Origin of the sequence: Planotetraspora phitsanulokensis (assembly GCF_016863295.1) — a bacterium.
Classification (GTDB): Bacteria; Actinomycetota; Actinomycetes; order Streptosporangiales; family Streptosporangiaceae; genus Planotetraspora; species Planotetraspora phitsanulokensis.
On the sequence record NZ_BOOP01000037.1, the window covers coordinates 112,094 to 127,432 of the forward strand.

Here is a 15,339-nt window from a genome sequence, read left to right on the forward strand (position 1 = left end):
ATCCCGTGCCGCCGACGTCTCCTCATTTTTCCGGCCGTCGGGCCCAACGGCCGGCGCGGGGGGTGCGGGGGCGTTCGCGGATGAGTGGAATCAACGGCTTCGCGATGTCCGACAGCCGTTCGGAACCATCCCACTTCATGTGGTTCGCCTTGCGGCGGTTCGGACTGCGACTGGCTGACGAGCCGGCTATACCGGCTGGTTCACCTCCTTCAGGATGGGCAGGCCGGACAGCTTTCGCTGCTTGAGGTCTTCGTGTGCTTGACGTGCCTCCTCGAACGCGTAGCGGGAAATCTTCAGGTCGTTGAAGAGTCCGCCGCGGATTGCCGCGAACAGCTCCGAGATGGTCTTGTGGTCTGTCGAGGGGTCGACATACTGAGGCGTGCTCCCGCCGACCAGTCGGATTCCACGCTTGCCCTGGAGCGATGCGTAGTGCCGCGGTGGGCCGGAGGCGGCACCGATGGTGACGATCGTCCCGCCGTCACGGACGGCCTGTGCGGACAACTCGGCGGTCGCCTGGCCCACGAGGTCGTACACGACGTCCACGCCGTTGGCTGCCACCTCTCGCACCGCTCCGAGGAAGTCAGGGTCCGCAGCATGCAGCGCGTGGTCGGAGCCGGCCCGCACCTGGGGCGACTTCTCTTTCGAGCCGGCCACTCCGATGACTGTCGCCCCCATGTCTTTCGCCCAGCGCGAGAGGATGGAGCCGACCCCGCCGGAGGCCCCCTGGACCAGGATGACTTCACCGGGCCGGACATGATGCAACGCCCTGATTCCCATCCAGGCGGTCAATCCCTTGGCCAGGAACGCGGCCGCCTGGTCTGTTCCGATGTCTTCCGGAATCGGGATGAGCGACTCTGCGGCGATGAGGCGTTCGGTCGAGTAGGCGCCCATCGAGAAGAAATAGCCGACGCGGTCACCGGGGGAGTGGCGCTTCACTCCGGGGCCGACGGATTGGATGACGCCCGCGCCTTCGACGCCGAGTACGGCAGGAAGCGGGGTGCCGAACTGCCCCTCCCGCATGATGGCGTCAACGGCGTTCACCCCGATCGCGTACTGCCGGAGGAGTACCTGACCCGGGCCGGGTTCACCGGTATCGCTGGTCTCGACACGGAGGACCGAGGGGCCTCCGTAGTCATGCATTCTGATCACACGTGCCATGAGGATGCCTCCGATGGAAATGAGCCGCTTGAACCGCTGCGGCGCGTGTACCGACTGAGTGCAGTCGTGTACCGGGACGGCGGAAGGTCCGGGAGTTATACGGCCGCAGCACGCGTGTACAGCTACCGGACGCACGACTCGCCGTGGCGTGCCTGCCGGCCCCAGAGCCTCAGCCGGGGTGACGGGGTGACGCTTATGCGTCCATCCCGCCGACATAGACGAAGCCCTCGACCGCGCCCTCGACGTGTTCTGGGAACACGGCTACGAGGGCACATCCCTCGCGCAGCTCACTGCTGCGATGGGAGTGGGCCGGTCGTCGATGTATGCGACCTTCGGCTCGAAGGACGAGCTCTTCCGGCAAGTTCTCGACCGCTATTACCGCGGAGACGCCGCCTACACGGTCGCCGCTCTGGAGGAGCCCACGGTCCGGGATGTGGCCCGGGAGTACCTCCACCGCAACGTGGACGCCATCACCAGCCCCAGCCATCCACAGGGGTGCCTCGTGGTGGGAAGCGCGCTACGCTGCGGCCCGGAAAACTCCGCCATCGCGGCCGACCTGGCCGAACGCCGGCGCATGACAACGCAGCTGCTTCAGGACCGCTTCGAGCAGGGTCACCGCGACGGCGACACCAGCGTCGGTCTCGCCCCGGCGGAACTCGCTCAATACATCTCCACCATCAGCGAAGGGCTGTCCGTCCGGGCGGCCACCGGAGTCCGCCGAGAAGAACTTCACGCCATCGTCGACATCGCTCTGCGAATCGTGTAGCGCTCTGCGCCGGGGCCGGGAGGGGAACTGGCAGCCCGGCCCCGGCAGCGGGCTCCGGTAGCGGGCTCCGGTAGCGGGCTCCGGTAGCGGGGCCCGGCAGCAGGGCTCAGACCAGGGCGAGTTGCCTGGCCGGTGAACGGCGGCGGCGCCAGCGCCTGGCCGACTGTCCCACGCCGTAGGCCTCGGCCAGGCCGCGGACCTGGTCGGCGATCCGCGCCCGGTAGTCGGCGTCGGCTGTGGGGCCCTTGCCGTACAGCGCCTGGTAGCGGGGCACGAGGCCCGGATGTTCGCGTTCCAGCCAGCCCATGTAACACTCCCGCGCGCCGGAGGGCAGCCGCAGCACGACGGGGGTCACGCTGACCGCGCCGGCCTCGGCGGCCCGCCGCACGGTCGACAGCAGATGATCGGCCGAGTCGGTGATCAGGGGCAGGATCGGCGCCATCAGGACACCGCAGGGGATGCCGTTGTCGTTCAGCGTGGCGCACACCTCCAGCCGGCGCTGAGGTGTCGCGGCGCCCGGCTCGACCGCACGCCGGATCCGGTCGTCGACGAAGCCCACGGAGACCGTGGCGCTCACCTGGGTCATCTTGGCCGCCTCGCGCAGCAGGTCGAGATCACGCAGCACGAGCGGGCTCTTGGTGAGCAGGGTGAAGGGGTTGCCGGCGTCCGCGAGGGCGCGGACGATGCGGGGCATCAGCTGGTAGGTCTCCTCAGCGGGCTGGTAGCAGTCGCCGGTCAGCCCGAGGGCGATCGGGTCGCCGGTCCACCGGGGTGAGGCGAGCTCGCGGCGTAACCGGTCGGCCAGGTTGGTCTTTACGACGATCTTCGAGGCGAAGTCGTGTCCCGCGTCGAGCCCGAGATAGCGGTGGCCGCGCCTGGCCATGCAGTAGCCGCACGCCGCCTGGCAGCCGCGGTAGGGGCTCACCGCCCACTGGTAGGGAAGCTCCGTCGCCTCGGGGATCCGGTCGATCGCCGTCCGCGCGGGAACCTCGTAGCAGGTGATGCCGTCGAAGGACCGTATGACGGACTGTCGTTCGACCCGGGGCCGCGAGGGTCCGCTGTCGAGAAGCGACTGCTGGACCCCGGGGGTGGTGGCGGGGCCGGAGGAGGCGTCGCGACGCATGGGGATCAGTAGAACACGCATTCGACCCTGACGCCAAGTGCCGCGCCGTACGGGAGGGGGAACGGTACCGGAAATCCCCGGATCGCCGGCGACGGTGGGCGCGGGAGGCGACATGCCGCGCCCGACATGAGCGGCCGAGAGCCCGGGCAGGACCCCTACTCGAGGGGCACCGGCCCGCCCCCAGATAGCGGCGAATGCCCATGGCCCTGACCATGGGAAACCTTTAAACTGGTACAAGCGTACCGCTTAAGTGGAGGTTGCCATGGCGTGGCTCCTGCTCGTCGCCGCCATCGTCTCGGAGGTCGTGGCCACCTCCGCTCTCAAACTGAGCAACGGGCTGACCAATGTCGGATGGAGCGTCGTGGTCTTCATCGGATACGTCGCGTCCCTCATCTTGCTGGCCCGCGCCCTCAAGCTGGAGATGCCGGTCGGCGTGGCGTACGCCGTGTGGGCGGGCATCGGCACGGCGGCGATCGCCCTGATCGGGACGTTATTCCTCGGTGAGGGGATGAACCTGACCAAAGCCGCCGGTATCGTTTTGATCATCTGCGGTGTCGTGGTGCTGAACCTGTCCGGCGCCCACTGAGCCCGGCGGCTCACCAAATCGGCACATCGCATCAGGTCTGTTTCGTGAGGTCGTTCCTTGGACGAGGTGGACGAACAGCGGGCGGAGCACTCCGGCACGGAGGTGGCGACCCAGCGCCGGCGGAGGCAGGAACGTGCCCTGCGCCGCCGTGAGGCCCTACTGAGCGCGGCGGCCGACCTGCTGGGTGAGGGCGGCTTCGCCGCGGCGACGCACCGTGCCGTGGCCCGGAGGGCCGGGATCCCCCTCGCGGCGACCACCTACTACTTCACCGGCCGCGACGAACTGCTCGCCCAGGCGTTCGCCCTGCTCGTCGAACGGGAACTGGCCGACATGCGCCAGTCGCTGGAGACCCTGCGCGAGAGGTCTCCCGAGGTTCTCGCCGACAGGCTCGCCACGGTCTACGCCGTCGACCGGCCGCGGCAGCTCGGCCTGTGGGAGCTCTACCTCCAGGCGGGCCGGGATCCGGCTCTGCAGGACGTCGCCCGGGCCTGGACGGACGGGTGCGACGAGATCGTCGCGTCTGTGCTCGAACGGGCGGGATACTCCTGCGGGCGATCCGAGGTCCGTTTCATCACCACCGTGCTGTCCGGCCTGTGGCTTGAGGACATCGTGGAGGCGCGCCCCGAGGGACGAGAGCGTGCCCGTGACGTGGTGGCCCGCGCGCTCATGGCCATCAGCTGACCCGTAGGCTCCGTTTCATGATTTTTCACCTCGCGCTCGCGGCCGACTGGGAACAAGCCGAGAAGGCGGGCGAGTATCGCATGTCCACCCTCGGCCGCACTCTCGAGGAAGAGGGCTTCATCCACGCGTCCGCCGACCTGGCTCAGGCCGAGGGCGTGGCCCGGCGTTTCTACCTGGACGTCACCGAGCCGCTGGTACTCCTGTCCATCGATGAGAGCCTGCTGGGCTCTCCGGTGAAGTTCGAGGTCCCCGAGGGGACGACAGAGGCGTTCCCGCACATCTACGGCCCGATCCCCACCGCCGCCGTCACCACCGCCACCCCCTTCACCCCTCAGGGTTGATGAGGGTGGGGCTGATCATGCACAGGTTCGCCGAAACACCCGTTGATCTGGGGTTACGCGTTTCGTGATCATGCACGGATTCGGCAACAGGCCTCTGACCTGGTCGGACGCATTCCGTGATCATGAAATCAGCCGCCAGGGAAAAGGGTTTGCGGTGGATCCAGAGGTCCGGTAGTCATTACCGACGGAAGGTCCGGCGACCGCTAGGCCGATGACCGATGAGAGGAGGGATAAGCCCATGATCCCCATGATCACTGCGCTTGTGTCCTCCCGGGGCGCGCACCGCGTCTGACCCCGGACCACAGGCGCCCTCACTGGAGCGTGCCTTACCTTGAACCAGAATGACCTGATCATGCGTCCGCTGACCGGACGCGAAGAACTCGACCTCTTCTCCCGCCTGCCGTACACCCTCAACGAGGAGTTGGCGGACGATCTCGACACCGGCCGCCGCCGGGCACCGTGGATGTGGGTCGCCCTGCGTGGTGACCGTCTCGTGGCCCGCGCCGCCTGGTGGGGGCGGCCGGAGGACGGCGCGCCGTCCTTCCTTGACGTCTTCGACATCGACGACACCGAACCCGATCGCGTGGGCATCGGTGTACGGCTGCTGCGGACGGCCATGCCTCAGGTCCTGCGGGCGGGGACGACACCTCCCGAATACATTCGCTTCGTCCCGGCCGACTGGCGGGAGGACGCGAGGGCTCGGGGTGTGGTCGAGGACCGGATGGCCGCCTTGGAACAGGTCGGCGCCCGCCTGTTCGTCGAACGGCTCCGGCTGGAGTGGCGTCCCGGGACACCGGTTCCCGAGCCGAACGGACGCCTGAGGTTCCGGGCGGTCCGCGACACCGAAGAGATCCTCGACCTGATGACACGCACGCTGGACGGAACTCTCGACGCCTACAGTCGCGACGAACTGACACGCCTTCCCGCCCGCGAGGCGGCCGCCCGGCATCATGACGACGAACTCGCGCGCTACACGACTCCGAGAGACTGGTGGCGGATCGCGACCCTGCCCGGCGGCGAGGCGGTGGGGTTCGTCGTCGCGGCCCACAACGACTACAATCCGATCATCGCCTACATCGGCGTTCTGCCCGCCCACCGCGGCAACGGCTACATCGACGACATCCTCGCCGAGGGCACTCGCGTCCTCGTCCGGCAGGACGTTCCACGTATCCGGGCCGCGACGGACGTCGGGAACGTCCCCATGGCTGATGCCTTCCAGCGGGCCGGATACGTGAACTACGAACGTCAGATCACGATGACCTGGAGCTAGAGCCGGGCGTCCGATTCCTTCAAGACGGTGCCATGCGGGTCCCGTAGCGTGACCCGCATGGCACCTACCTTCAATCTGATCGGCCTCGTGGTGGCCGACATGGGCAAATCACTCGCCTTCTACCGTCGCCTCGGGCTCGACATCCCCGCGGCCGCCGACACCCAGCCCCACGTCGAGGTCACCCTGCCCGGCGGCATGCGGCTCGCGTGGGACACCATCGAGACCATCCGTTCCTTCGAGCCCGGCTGGACACCGCCGAGCGGCGGTTCCCAGATCAGCCTGGCCTTCCTGTGCGACGATCCGGGCGACGTGGACGGCGTCTACGCCGGCCTCGTCGAGGCCGGCTACGAAGGGCACAACCCTCCGTGGGACGCGTTCTGGGGCCAGCGCTACGCATCGGTGTCCGATCCGGACGGCAACACCGTCGACCTGTTCGCACCGCTGCCCGTCAGCTGATGAGCGTGCCCAGCGGAACCCCGGTCAAGGCCTTCACCTCGCGTGCCAGGTGGGCCTGGTCGGCATAACCAGCCGTGGCGGCCACGGTCGCGAACGGAGTGCCGGCGCGGGCCAGGTCGACCGCGCGGTTCATGCGCAGGATCCGTCCCAGGGTCTTGGGCCCGTATCCGAAGACCGCCAGGCAACGTCGGTGCAACTGCCGCTCGCTGATGCCCGCCGCGACGGCCACGCCCGCGGCGGGCAGGCCGGCACGCACCAGCGCGACCATCTGCGCCACCGCGGGGTCAGCCGGGCCAGTCTGCGCGAAGAGGGCTCCCGCGACCTGCTCCATCGCCGCGCCGACGTCCGTCATCGCCCCCGATTCCAGCACCGAGTGCAGGTGATCGGCCAGCCGCCGGACCTGTACGGCCCGCCACAGATCATTGAGCGGGACCCGGAGGTCACGCAGCTCATGGGCGGGCACTCCGAGGATGGCCGGGCCGGTGCCCGGTGCGAACCGGAGCCCGACGTAGCGCGTGCCCGCGGGAGCAGGGTCCAGGTGCGCTTCGGTGTCGGGCCCGGCGACCATCAGGTCGCCGTCCGCCCAGATGAGGTCCATGCAGCCGTCCGGCAGCACCCGCTGCGCGGTGTCCCCGGCCGGCGTGATCCGTCGCCACAGGACCGCTCCGGGAACGCGCGAGGCCCGCTCCCGGTAGCGGCCGGGATCAGGGTCCGTCGCCACGCCACTCACACGTGCCTCCATCACGCCACCGCCTCACGGGTGCCGACGCAGGCCGGCACCCGTATGTGGCAGACGGGGCACTCTAAACGCACAACATCTTCTCCACGCGGCGCGAGGCGAGCCACAGCCCGCCCACGACCATGACGGCCAGGTAGGCGATGTTCACTACGATGCCAGGCCCGACGATTCCCGTACACAGTCCGCGGACCAGCTCGACCGCGTGGTAGAGCGGGGTGAGCTGGATCAGGATCTCGACCCCGACGGGGTAGTCCTGCACGGGCGAGAACGTGCCGGAGAACAGGAACATCGCGAACTGGCCCGTGCCGAGCAGGTCGAAGTCCTGCCATCCGCGCATGAGCGTGCTGACCCACATGCCGACGGCGCCGAAGGCCAGGCCGATCAGCACGGTCGCCGGGAAGGCGGCGAGCGCGCCGGCCACCGTCGTCAGCCCCATCGCGACCATGAAGCCCAGGAAGGTGACGGTGTAGACCGAACCGCGGGCCACCGCCCAGACGAGCTCGCCCACCGCGATCTCGAAGGGCCGCACCGGGGTGGCGAGGACCGCTTCGTAGGTCTTCATGTATTTGAGCTTGAAGAAGAAGTTGAACGTTGTCTCCGCGAGGGCGCCCGACATGGCCGACACGGCGAGCATGGCCGGCGCGACGAACGCGGCGTAGGACATGGTGTGCCCGTCGACGTTCAGGTCGCCGACCAGTGCGCCGACTCCGACGCCGATCGACAGCAGGTAGAGCAGCGGCTCGAAGAAGCCGGATATGAGGACGATCCAGTAGGAGGGGCCCGACCGAAGCGCGCCCACGTTCCGGTTGATCACGGCGCCGACCCGGCCCGGCGAGAGCGAGACCCGGGCGGCCACGAGGGTGGTCATCATCAGTCTTCCAGCCTCCGGGCGAACGCTCGTCTCGCCGCGATCAGCCCGACCACGGCCCACAGCAGCAGATATCCGACGTGCACGACGATCGGCCAGCCGGGCGCGCGGCCTAGAGTGGCGGCCCGGCTCAGCTCCACCGCGTGCCACACCGGCGACGCGTACGCCACGGGGCGGATCGCGGCGGGGAGTTGGTCAACCGGGAAGAACACCCCGGAGAACAACGTCGCGGGGATCACCACGAAGCGGAAGAGCAGCGCAAAGTAACTGTCGCTCTCGATCGTGGCCGCGAACGCGGTGACCGGGGTCACGACCGCGGCCGTCAGCAGGGCGCAGACGGGCACGGTGGCGAGTGCCCAGGGTGAGTGCAGACCGCCGAAGAAGGCGACCACCAGCAGGAACGCCGCTATGGACAGCTCGACCCTGAAGATCATGTAGATCAGGTGCCCGTGGACGATGTCCTTGGGGCTGACCGGCGCGGCACGCATCGCGTGGTAGGCCCGCACCCATTTGAAGTCGCCCAGGACGGGATAGGTCGACTCGCCGACGCAGATCTGGAACGCCGTCGAGACGAGCACCCCGGGGACGATCCACGACAGGTAGTCGACTCCCTCGACGGACCCGACGTATCCGCCGACCCCGATGCCGATGCTGATGAGGAACAGGATCGGCAGGACGAACGAGGAGAAGACCGACGCCTGCCACAGCCGCCGGTAGAGCGTCAGATACCGCTCCACGACGGCTACGACGGGACGCAACCGGGGCGGGTCGCCGACGCGCGTTACTGCGGTCGTTTCCGTGGTCATCGTCAGTCCACCAGCGTCCGGCCGGTCAGGTGCAGGAAGACGTCTTCCAGCGTGGAGCGGCGCACGAGCACGCTCTCCGGCGTGAGACCGCGGCGGTGCACCTCGGCCATGGCCTCGTCACCGTCGTCGGCGTACAGGAGCACCCGATCGGGCAGCGGGTCGACCCGGTCGCCGATCCCGTCGAGCTTGGCGGCGTACTGGGCGTTGGAGTCGAGCCCGTCGGCGAAGCGCAACTCGACGACCTCGGCCGTGGAGTAGTTCTCGATGAGCGCTCTCGGGGAGCCCTCAGCGACGATCTTCCCGCCGTCCATGACGACGAGCCGGTCGCACAGCTGCTCGGCCTCATCCATGTAGTGCGTGGTCAGCACCAGGGTGGTGCCGCGCTGCTTGAGCCGGAACAGGCGCTCCCACACCAGGTGGCGCGCCTGGGGGTCGAGGCCGGTCGTGGGCTCGTCGAGCAGCACCAGGTCGGGGTCGTTGACCATCGCCCTGGCGATCGTCAGGCGCCGCTTCATGCCGCCGGACAGCGGCTCGACCTTGCCGTTGGCGCGATCGGACAGCTGGACGAACTCCAGGAGCTCGTCGGCCCGCGTGCGCGCCTCGGCCCGGGACACCCCGAAATAGCGCGCGTAGGTCGTCAGGTTCTCCCGGACGGACAGATCGGGATCGAGGTTGTCGAGCTGCGGACAGACGCCGAGCCTCGCGCGGATGCGGGTGCCGTCGCGGACCGGGTCCATTCCCAGGATGCGCAGCTCGCCGGCGGTCGGCGTGGAGACGCAACCGATCATTCGCATCGTGGAGGACTTGCCCGCACCGTTGGGCCCGAGGAAGCCGAAGGCCTCTCCCGGCGCCACCTCCAGATCGATCCCGTCGACGGCGGTGAAGTCCCCGAAACGCTTGACCAGGCCGCGAGCATGGATCAGAGATTGGTCAGCCACGTGTCGAGACCCTAACCAACGGCACCGACATTTCCGCAACAGGTTTTCGGCCGCCCGCGTGACCCCGAGCCGGGGCGCATGATCGACGCTCTTCGCCGCCCCTGCTGGGGCAGCGCGCCCACCGGGTCATAGGCTCACGGCATGAGCGGGTTCGAGATCGGCACCGATGGACCTCAGCGGATCCTCGTGGGAATCGACGGCTCGGAGACCTCGCTCCGGGCGCTCGCCTACGCGTGGGGGCTCGCCCGCCGCCAGGGCTCGAAGCTGGTCTTCGTGTTCGCCGCCACCTCCAACACGATCACCTCGTTCGTGCCCGACGCGACCGCCTCCGCCATCATGGCCGGTCATGAGGTCGCAGCCGACCTACGCGAACGGGTGGCCAAGATCTCGGAGACCATCCATCCTCCGGTCCCTTACGTCTTCCGCATCGAGCATGGGGACGCCGCGGGTGTGCTGATCCGCGTCGCCGACGAGGTCAGGGCCGACGCCGTCGTCGTCGGCGCCTCGGTTCAGGCAGGTCACCGCATCATGGGTTCGGTGGCGATCCGCCTCGTCCGCGCCGGCCGGTGGCCTGTCACCGTCGTACCGTGACCGTCGTACCGTGACCGTCGTACCGTCGCGCATGATCACGGACGGCGTTCCCCCTGTTCACCGGCCCTACAGCCGAATCCGCGCATGATCACGGTTGATGTTTCCGTACGAATCGGCCGCAGAGGTGGCGCGGAGTGGTCCGGACGTCAGGCGAACGAGCGGGAGAACCAGGACTGCCAGGCGGCTTCGGCCTTCTTGGCGTCGGCCTCGTCCGAGAAGCCGTGGCGTTCCAGGTAGATGGCCTCCTGATAGCCACGGATGAAGGTGTAGAGGGCCTCAGAGGTGACCGCGCCCAGGCAGGCGGGCGTGTCGGCGAAGACGACGACACCCTCCTCGGGTGCGAGGCCCTCCACGCCGATCTTGACGCGGTCGCCGACGGCGGGGGTGCCGGTCAGTCCCAGAGCGGTCGCGATGGCCTGGAAGGCGTGATCGGCGTCGGTGACGCGCGGCCCGGGAGCGAACAGGTTGGACGTCGAGGTCCGGCCGGAGAAGTGCTCGAGGTAAGCGGCGAGCTTCCGCAGGTACATGCCGTCGCCCTTGGACAGCGCGTCGTACTCGGCCTCCCAGTCGTCCCCGAGGAAGCCGCTGTGCACGAACCTGAGAGTCGTGCCGCTTCCCCCGCGTCCCTCGATGATGTACTCGAACGCCATGAACGTGCCGTCGGGGTTCTCGTCGGTGCGATAGGCGAAACGCCTGCCCGGCTCCCACGCCGTCACGGTGGAATGGGCGGTGACGCCCATCAGGGTCATGTGGCCCCTGCCGCCCTCGCGGGGCTCGATCTCGGTGTGCCCCATGAACCAGGAGTCGACGCCCGGACCGGTCGCGATGGCTTCCCACACCTCTTCGGGGGAGGCGGGGAGCTCGATCTCCTCGTTGACCTCGAACGGGTGCGTCATGTCAGGACTCCTTGCTCTATCAAGTGACGTCGTCAGCTCATCAAGTGTTCTCCGGATCGGATGATCCGGACGGGCCGGGGTCCCGGGGAGGTGTCCCAGGGAGGCGTCCACGTACCGCCGACAATTATCACTGGCAAGAAACACAAACTTGTCGGTAGGTGGACACCGAGATGGGCCCACTAAGGGTCGTGATCATGCACAGGTTCGCAAATTACCCGCCTGGCCAGCGGAAACATCAACCGTGATCATGCGCGGATTCGGCTGAAGGGCCGGCGAGCAGGGGGAACGCCATCCATGATCATGCACGTTCTGAGGAGGCGCGTGGCCTGTAACGGCAGCACCGACCGAACATGTGCATGATCACGGCGGGAGTCCGCTCTGAAGGTTCCGCTGTTCAGCTGGAGCCTTCGGGCATGTCGGCGTCGTCGAGGTTGCGCAAGCCGTCGAGGACGCGTAGCAGCGTCATCTCGTCCGGTCCCGCGGCCCGCTCGGCCAGGGGGTGCCGCCGAACCCTGCGGGGCAGTGCCCGGTGCGCGTCGTCCTGCCCGGCGGCCGGGCCCTTCCTGTGGCCGAGCGCGGCCGTGACGCGGGCCGGTCTGGCGGGGGAGCGCGTCGGGGCGACCGGCGGAAGAGGGAGCTCACACCAGACGATCTTCCCTCGGTCGCGCGCGGTGTAGTGGCCCCAGTTCGTCGACAACATGCCGACGAGGGCGAGGCCGCGGCCGCCCTCGGCGGACGTGTCGGCCTCGGCCACCATCGGCACCAACTCGCTGCCGTCCCACACCTCGATGAACAGGCTGCGCGGGCCCGAGGAGACGCGCAGCCGGAGAGCGACCATCCGCATTGCCACGGGGAACATGGACGACGCCATCGGGGCGTTGCGGACCTGGTTGGTCGCATGCACCGCGTTGGTCACCAACTCCGACACCAGCAGTTCGGCGGTTTCGGCGAGGTTGGCCAGGTCCCACCTGCCGAGTTGACAGCGAACGAAGGCCCGGGCCCGTCTCGGCGCCGTCAGTGCCGAGCCGAAGACTCGGTCGGCGACCCGCCGGTCGCCGTGTGAGGAGAAAGGTGAGGTCAACATCCCCGGAGTGACTCCTGGACGGCCCCGGCGGGCGCGGGCTGCGGGAGCAGCCGAGGAAGACGCATGCCTCCGATCATCTGTCATGGAAGGTTGAGAAGTGACGGGGTTTTCAGGATTCAGACAAGTTTCTTGTCGGATGCGCTCATGTCATCACTGAACGGGACGAAGTCCGTCGAACACGATGTCGAGCGCCTTCAGCCGGACGTCCGCGCCCACGCGCTCGGCCGCCCGGGACGCTCCGATCAGCAACGCGATCAGCTCTGCCGGGCCGATGTCCGCGCGGACGGCCCCGGCCTGCTGTGCGCGGGTCAGCAGGGTCTCGACGGTGGCGGCCAGTTCGGCCCCGACCACGGACGCCTCCTCCCCGTTCCCCGCGGCGGCGGCCTCCGACAGCACGTCGGCGTAGGCGCTCTGCGTCGCCGCCTGCTCCACCGCGTAGGTGAAGAAGCCGAAGAAGGCCGGGCCCGCCTGGGCCTGCGACAACGCCGCCGCCTTGTCGGCCAGCCTGCGCACCCGGGCGAGGAAGACCGCCTCGATCAGGGACTCCTTGGCGGGGAAGTGGCGGAAGACGGTGCCGATGCCGACGCCTGCCTCCTTGGCCACATCCTCCGTGGAGGCCGACAGCCCCTGGGCCGAGAAGACCACCTCGGCCGCCTCGAGAATCTTGGCGCGGTTGCGCTGGGCGTCCGCGCGCAGCGGCCGCCCCTCACCCATTGACAAACGGAGTCGTCGCTCCGTATTTTCTAAGCGGAGTCACGACTCCGAGTGTACGGCACACCGTCCGGCCCGCAGGAAAGGAACCAGGACCCATGACCCTCACCGCACGCGACGCGTTCACCCGATGGCAGGACGCCGTGCTGTCCGGCTTCGCCGGCCCCCGGACGCGCACGGACGGCGCGGCGGCCACGGCCGGGGGCACGCGTACGGCCTACGGCGACGACCTCGCGGACGACCTGGTGGTCGAGTGGCCATTCAACCCTCCGGGACGGCCCCGCCGCATCGAGGGCAGGGCCGCGTTCGAGGCGATCGCAGGGCCCGGCCGGGCGGCGCTGCCCGTGCGGTTCGAGGAGTTCCGCGACCTCGTCGTCCATGAGACCGGCGATCCCGAGGTGATCATCGCGGAGTACCTCCTCGCGGGCACGGTGCTCACCACCGGCCGCCAGGCGTCGGCGGCGTTCGTCACCGTGCTCCGCGTCCGTGAGGGCAAGGTCGTCCACGTCCGGGAGTACCAGGATGTGGCGGCCATGGCGGCGGCGCTCGGCGAGCTCCCCGGATGACCGCCCTGACGACGCCGCGACGGCGCTGTGGCGAGCGTCCAGCAGTACGGGATGGCGCCGCGGACGCCGGCGAAACCTGACGGCGGATGACAGGAACATGCGGCAGGGTCGAGACATGACGAATCACGCGACGGGCATGTTCGACATCACCGGCTGGGAAGAAGTGTCCACCGAGGAGAAGACGGGCGCCACGATCGGGCGGACGCGCATCACCAAGGCCTTCCGCGGCGACCTCGAAGGCACCAGCACCACCGAGATCATGACCGTCGCCACCGAGGCCGGTCCCGCCGCCTACGTCGGCATCGAGCATGTCGAGGGAACGCTCGGGGGCCGTAAGGGAACCTTCGTCCTGCAGCACAGCGCGGGCGGTGACGACGACGGCAACCCCTGGATGCGCTGGCTGGTCGTCGCCACCTCGGGCACGGGTGAGCTCACCGGCCTACGCGGCGAAGGCCGGATCGAGATCCTCGAGGATGGCGGGCACGCCTACACCCTCGACTACACCGTCCAGTGACCCACGAGCACGGGCACCCCTGACACCCCGGGCGTGTTCCCGGGCACGTGCCGAGACAACGGCGGGCGAGCGGATCCCGCCTGGTCGACACCGTCATCCATCGCCCGCACGATCGGCGAGTGCCATCGGCGCCCACGACGTGAACGGACGCCGAGGCCTCGCGGTCGCCAGGGGTCCCCGCGCATGCTCACGCTCCGGCGAGAAGCCTGTCCTCCTCCTCCGGGGACAGGCCCACCTCCAGCGGCGGCAGACCCCGCTCACGATCCCAGGCCAGGACATCGGCGGCGGTGACGGACAACGGCGTCGCCGGCATGCCCGCCGCCCGGGCACGCGCCGCGCTGCGCTGGAAGGTCAGCTCCCAGACCGGGTCGGGGCGCACCAGCGGGAAGCCCGGCGGTACCGACTCGGCCGGCACGGGCACGATCTCGACGCGGGTGCCGGCCGCGGCCGCGCACGTCTCGATGAGCCCGGCCATCGTCACGGGCTCGGCCGGGCCCACCGCGTTGAACGCCCCCGGCCGGTCATCGGCGAGCAGCCGCAGCACGAGCCGGGCGAGGTCCCGCGAGTCGACCACCTGCACCGGTTGCTCGGGGCGTCCGGGCAGGGCCACCCGCCCGCCGCGCGCGGCCCGGCGCACCCAGTACGTGAACAACTCCTGGTTGTCGTACGGCCCGGCCACGACACCGGGCCGCACGATCGTCGCCCGTTGCCCGAACCTGGCGAGCAGGTCGTCCTCGCAGGCCACCTTGAGCGGACCGTAGGTGTCGGCGCCGATCTGCTCGGTGTCCCGCTCGGCCGGAAGGCGCGGCGCGTCCTCGTCAGAGCCGGGCCCGCTACCGGGCTGGTAGACCGCGTTGCTGGAGATGAACAGGTACCGCCCGGCCCGCTCGCCGAGCACGTCGCAGGCCTGCCGTACGTGACGGGGCACGTAGCCGCTGACGTCCACCACCGCGTCCCAGACGCCCTCACGCAGCGCCGCGTAGTCTCCGGTGTCGCGGTCGCCGATACGCCGCGGCACGCCGGGGAACAGTTCGGAGCCAGTTCTGCCGCGGCCGAAGAGCGTCAGGTCGGCGCCGGCTTCGCGTGCCGCGTCGACGATCGCGCGTCCGACGAACGAGGTGCCGCCGAGAATCAGAATCCGCATGGCGCCGGATGGTAGTCCCACCGTGTCCCTCTCCGCCTGAGTGGCCGGTATGGCGATGATCTGCCGGGACGGGAGCTTGGTCCCCCGATAAGAGCTTTACT

19 protein-coding genes are annotated in these 15,339 nt (G+C 69.1%); 9 read left to right on the top strand and 10 right to left on the bottom strand.

Going from position 1 to position 15,339, the window contains the following annotated elements; all coding sequences use genetic code 11:
* Nucleotides 1-186: 186 nt before the first annotated feature.
* Complete coding sequence (locus tag Pph01_RS34505) at nt 187-1,293, bottom strand: zinc-binding dehydrogenase (protein WP_204077402.1); 1,107 nt, start codon at nt 1,291-1,293, stop codon at nt 187-189.
* 79 nt (nt 1,294-1,372) lie between these two features.
* Here Pph01_RS34505 and Pph01_RS34510 point away from each other — a divergent pair, with 79 nt between their 5' ends.
* Nucleotides 1,373-1,924, top strand: coding sequence for a TetR/AcrR family transcriptional regulator (locus tag Pph01_RS34510; protein WP_275412909.1), 552 nt, complete (start codon nt 1,373-1,375; stop codon nt 1,922-1,924).
* A 106-nt stretch (nt 1,925-2,030) separates the two neighbouring features.
* Here Pph01_RS34510 and Pph01_RS34515 read toward each other — a convergent pair whose 3' ends face one another.
* On the bottom strand, nt 2,031-3,047 hold the full coding sequence (locus Pph01_RS34515; protein WP_204077404.1) for a radical SAM protein: 1,017 nt from the start codon (nt 3,045-3,047) through the stop codon (nt 2,031-2,033).
* Nucleotides 3,048-3,309: 262 nt separating this feature from the next.
* Here Pph01_RS34515 and Pph01_RS34520 point away from each other — a divergent pair, with 262 nt between their 5' ends.
* From Pph01_RS34520 to Pph01_RS34540, 5 genes are all read left to right on the top strand, one after another.
* A complete protein-coding gene (locus Pph01_RS34520) occupies nt 3,310-3,633 on the top strand; it encodes a DMT family transporter (RefSeq protein WP_204077405.1) in 324 nt (107 codons plus the stop codon).
* A 66-nt stretch (nt 3,634-3,699) separates the two neighbouring features.
* The gene (locus Pph01_RS34525; protein ID WP_239117235.1) at nt 3,700-4,314 is read left to right on the top strand and encodes a TetR/AcrR family transcriptional regulator; all 615 of its coding nucleotides are present in this window, start codon (nt 3,700-3,702) and stop codon (nt 4,312-4,314) included.
* A 17-nt stretch (nt 4,315-4,331) separates the two neighbouring features.
* The gene (locus Pph01_RS34530; RefSeq protein ID WP_204077407.1) at nt 4,332-4,655 is read left to right on the top strand and encodes a DUF952 domain-containing protein; all 324 of its coding nucleotides are present in this window, start codon (nt 4,332-4,334) and stop codon (nt 4,653-4,655) included.
* Between the two features lie 331 nt (nt 4,656-4,986).
* Nucleotides 4,987-5,925 (top strand): GNAT family N-acetyltransferase, encoded by a 939-nt coding sequence (locus Pph01_RS34535; RefSeq protein ID WP_239117232.1) that lies wholly within the window; start codon nt 4,987-4,989, stop codon nt 5,923-5,925.
* 57 nt (nt 5,926-5,982) lie between these two features.
* The gene (locus Pph01_RS34540) at nt 5,983-6,381 is read left to right on the top strand and encodes a VOC family protein (RefSeq protein ID WP_204077408.1); all 399 of its coding nucleotides are present in this window, start codon (nt 5,983-5,985) and stop codon (nt 6,379-6,381) included.
* Here Pph01_RS34540 and Pph01_RS34545 read toward each other — a convergent pair.
* The 4 genes from Pph01_RS34545 to Pph01_RS34560 form a co-directional block, all read right to left on the bottom strand.
* Nucleotides 6,374-7,111, bottom strand: coding sequence for a helix-turn-helix domain-containing protein (locus Pph01_RS34545; RefSeq protein WP_204077409.1), 738 nt, complete (start codon nt 7,109-7,111; stop codon nt 6,374-6,376). The two genes, Pph01_RS34540 and Pph01_RS34545, sit on opposite strands and share 8 nt — an antisense overlap.
* A 73-nt stretch (nt 7,112-7,184) precedes the next feature.
* Nucleotides 7,185-7,991 carry an ABC transporter permease gene (locus tag Pph01_RS34550; RefSeq protein ID WP_204077410.1) on the bottom strand — a complete coding sequence of 269 codons (807 nt, stop codon included), beginning with the start codon at nt 7,989-7,991 and terminating at the stop codon, nt 7,185-7,187.
* Entirely contained in the window at nt 7,991-8,794 is an 804-nt protein-coding gene (locus Pph01_RS34555; RefSeq protein ID WP_204077411.1) for an ABC transporter permease, read from the bottom strand. Before Pph01_RS34555 ends, Pph01_RS34550 begins: the two co-directional genes overlap by 1 nt.
* Nucleotides 8,795-8,796: 2 nt before the next feature.
* A complete protein-coding gene (locus Pph01_RS34560; RefSeq protein ID WP_204077412.1) occupies nt 8,797-9,732 on the bottom strand; it encodes an ABC transporter ATP-binding protein in 936 nt (311 codons plus the stop codon).
* A 141-nt stretch (nt 9,733-9,873) separates the two neighbouring features.
* Between Pph01_RS34560 and Pph01_RS34565 the strand changes: the two genes are divergently transcribed.
* Nucleotides 9,874-10,323 carry a universal stress protein gene (locus tag Pph01_RS34565; protein ID WP_204077413.1) on the top strand — a complete coding sequence of 150 codons (450 nt, stop codon included), beginning with the start codon at nt 9,874-9,876 and terminating at the stop codon, nt 10,321-10,323.
* 146 nt (nt 10,324-10,469) lie between these two features.
* On the opposite strand, the gene Pph01_RS34570 is transcribed toward Pph01_RS34565, so the two are convergent.
* The 3 genes from Pph01_RS34570 to Pph01_RS34580 form a co-directional block, all read right to left on the bottom strand.
* Nucleotides 10,470-11,219: an SRPBCC family protein gene (locus Pph01_RS34570; protein ID WP_204077414.1), complete on the bottom strand. Its 750-nt coding sequence runs from the start codon at nt 11,217-11,219 to the stop codon at nt 10,470-10,472.
* Between the two features lie 394 nt (nt 11,220-11,613).
* Nucleotides 11,614-12,303 carry an ATP-binding protein gene (locus Pph01_RS34575; RefSeq protein ID WP_204077415.1) on the bottom strand — a complete coding sequence of 230 codons (690 nt, stop codon included), beginning with the start codon at nt 12,301-12,303 and terminating at the stop codon, nt 11,614-11,616.
* A gap of 150 nt (nt 12,304-12,453) precedes the next feature.
* Nucleotides 12,454-13,017 (bottom strand): TetR/AcrR family transcriptional regulator, encoded by a 564-nt coding sequence (locus tag Pph01_RS34580; RefSeq protein ID WP_204077416.1) that lies wholly within the window; start codon nt 13,015-13,017, stop codon nt 12,454-12,456.
* Between the two features lie 95 nt (nt 13,018-13,112).
* Here Pph01_RS34580 and Pph01_RS34585 point away from each other — a divergent pair, with 95 nt between their 5' ends.
* Nucleotides 13,113-13,580, top strand: coding sequence for a nuclear transport factor 2 family protein (locus Pph01_RS34585; RefSeq protein ID WP_204077417.1), 468 nt, complete (start codon nt 13,113-13,115; stop codon nt 13,578-13,580).
* Between the two features lie 115 nt (nt 13,581-13,695).
* On the top strand, nt 13,696-14,094 hold the full coding sequence (locus tag Pph01_RS34590) for a DUF3224 domain-containing protein (RefSeq protein ID WP_204077418.1): 399 nt from the start codon (nt 13,696-13,698) through the stop codon (nt 14,092-14,094).
* Nucleotides 14,095-14,281: 187 nt separating this feature from the next.
* Here the strand turns inward: Pph01_RS34590 and Pph01_RS34595 are convergent, their stop codons facing one another.
* Entirely contained in the window at nt 14,282-15,238 is a 957-nt protein-coding gene (locus tag Pph01_RS34595) for an NAD-dependent epimerase/dehydratase family protein (protein ID WP_204077419.1), read from the bottom strand.
* Nucleotides 15,239-15,339 lie beyond the last annotated feature (101 nt).

Excerpts from the sequence above, each read along its gene's own strand:
- Pph01_RS34515 (WP_204077404.1), bottom strand. The coding sequence starts at position 3,047 with ATGCGTCGCGACGCCTCCTCCGGCCCCGCCACCACCCCCGGGGTCCAG.
- Pph01_RS34520 (WP_204077405.1), top strand. The coding sequence starts at position 3,310 with ATGGCGTGGCTCCTGCTCGTCGCCGCCATCGTCTCGGAGGTCGTGGCC.
- Pph01_RS34530 (WP_204077407.1), top strand. The coding sequence starts at position 4,332 with ATGATTTTTCACCTCGCGCTCGCGGCCGACTGGGAACAAGCCGAGAAG.
- Pph01_RS34540 (WP_204077408.1), top strand. The coding sequence starts at position 5,983 with ATGGCACCTACCTTCAATCTGATCGGCCTCGTGGTGGCCGACATGGGC.
- Pph01_RS34550 (WP_204077410.1), bottom strand. The coding sequence starts at position 7,991 with ATGATGACCACCCTCGTGGCCGCCCGGGTCTCGCTCTCGCCGGGCCGG.
- Pph01_RS34555 (WP_204077411.1), bottom strand. The coding sequence starts at position 8,794 with ATGACCACGGAAACGACCGCAGTAACGCGCGTCGGCGACCCGCCCCGG.
- Pph01_RS34565 (WP_204077413.1), top strand. The coding sequence starts at position 9,874 with ATGAGCGGGTTCGAGATCGGCACCGATGGACCTCAGCGGATCCTCGTG.
- Pph01_RS34570 (WP_204077414.1), bottom strand. The coding sequence starts at position 11,219 with ATGACGCACCCGTTCGAGGTCAACGAGGAGATCGAGCTCCCCGCCTCC.
- Pph01_RS34575 (WP_204077415.1), bottom strand. The coding sequence starts at position 12,303 with ATGTTGACCTCACCTTTCTCCTCACACGGCGACCGGCGGGTCGCCGAC.
- Pph01_RS34580 (WP_204077416.1), bottom strand. The coding sequence starts at position 13,017 with ATGGGTGAGGGGCGGCCGCTGCGCGCGGACGCCCAGCGCAACCGCGCC.
- Pph01_RS34585 (WP_204077417.1), top strand. The coding sequence starts at position 13,113 with ATGACCCTCACCGCACGCGACGCGTTCACCCGATGGCAGGACGCCGTG.
- Pph01_RS34590 (WP_204077418.1), top strand. The coding sequence starts at position 13,696 with ATGACGAATCACGCGACGGGCATGTTCGACATCACCGGCTGGGAAGAA.
- Pph01_RS34595 (WP_204077419.1), bottom strand. The coding sequence starts at position 15,238 with ATGCGGATTCTGATTCTCGGCGGCACCTCGTTCGTCGGACGCGCGATC.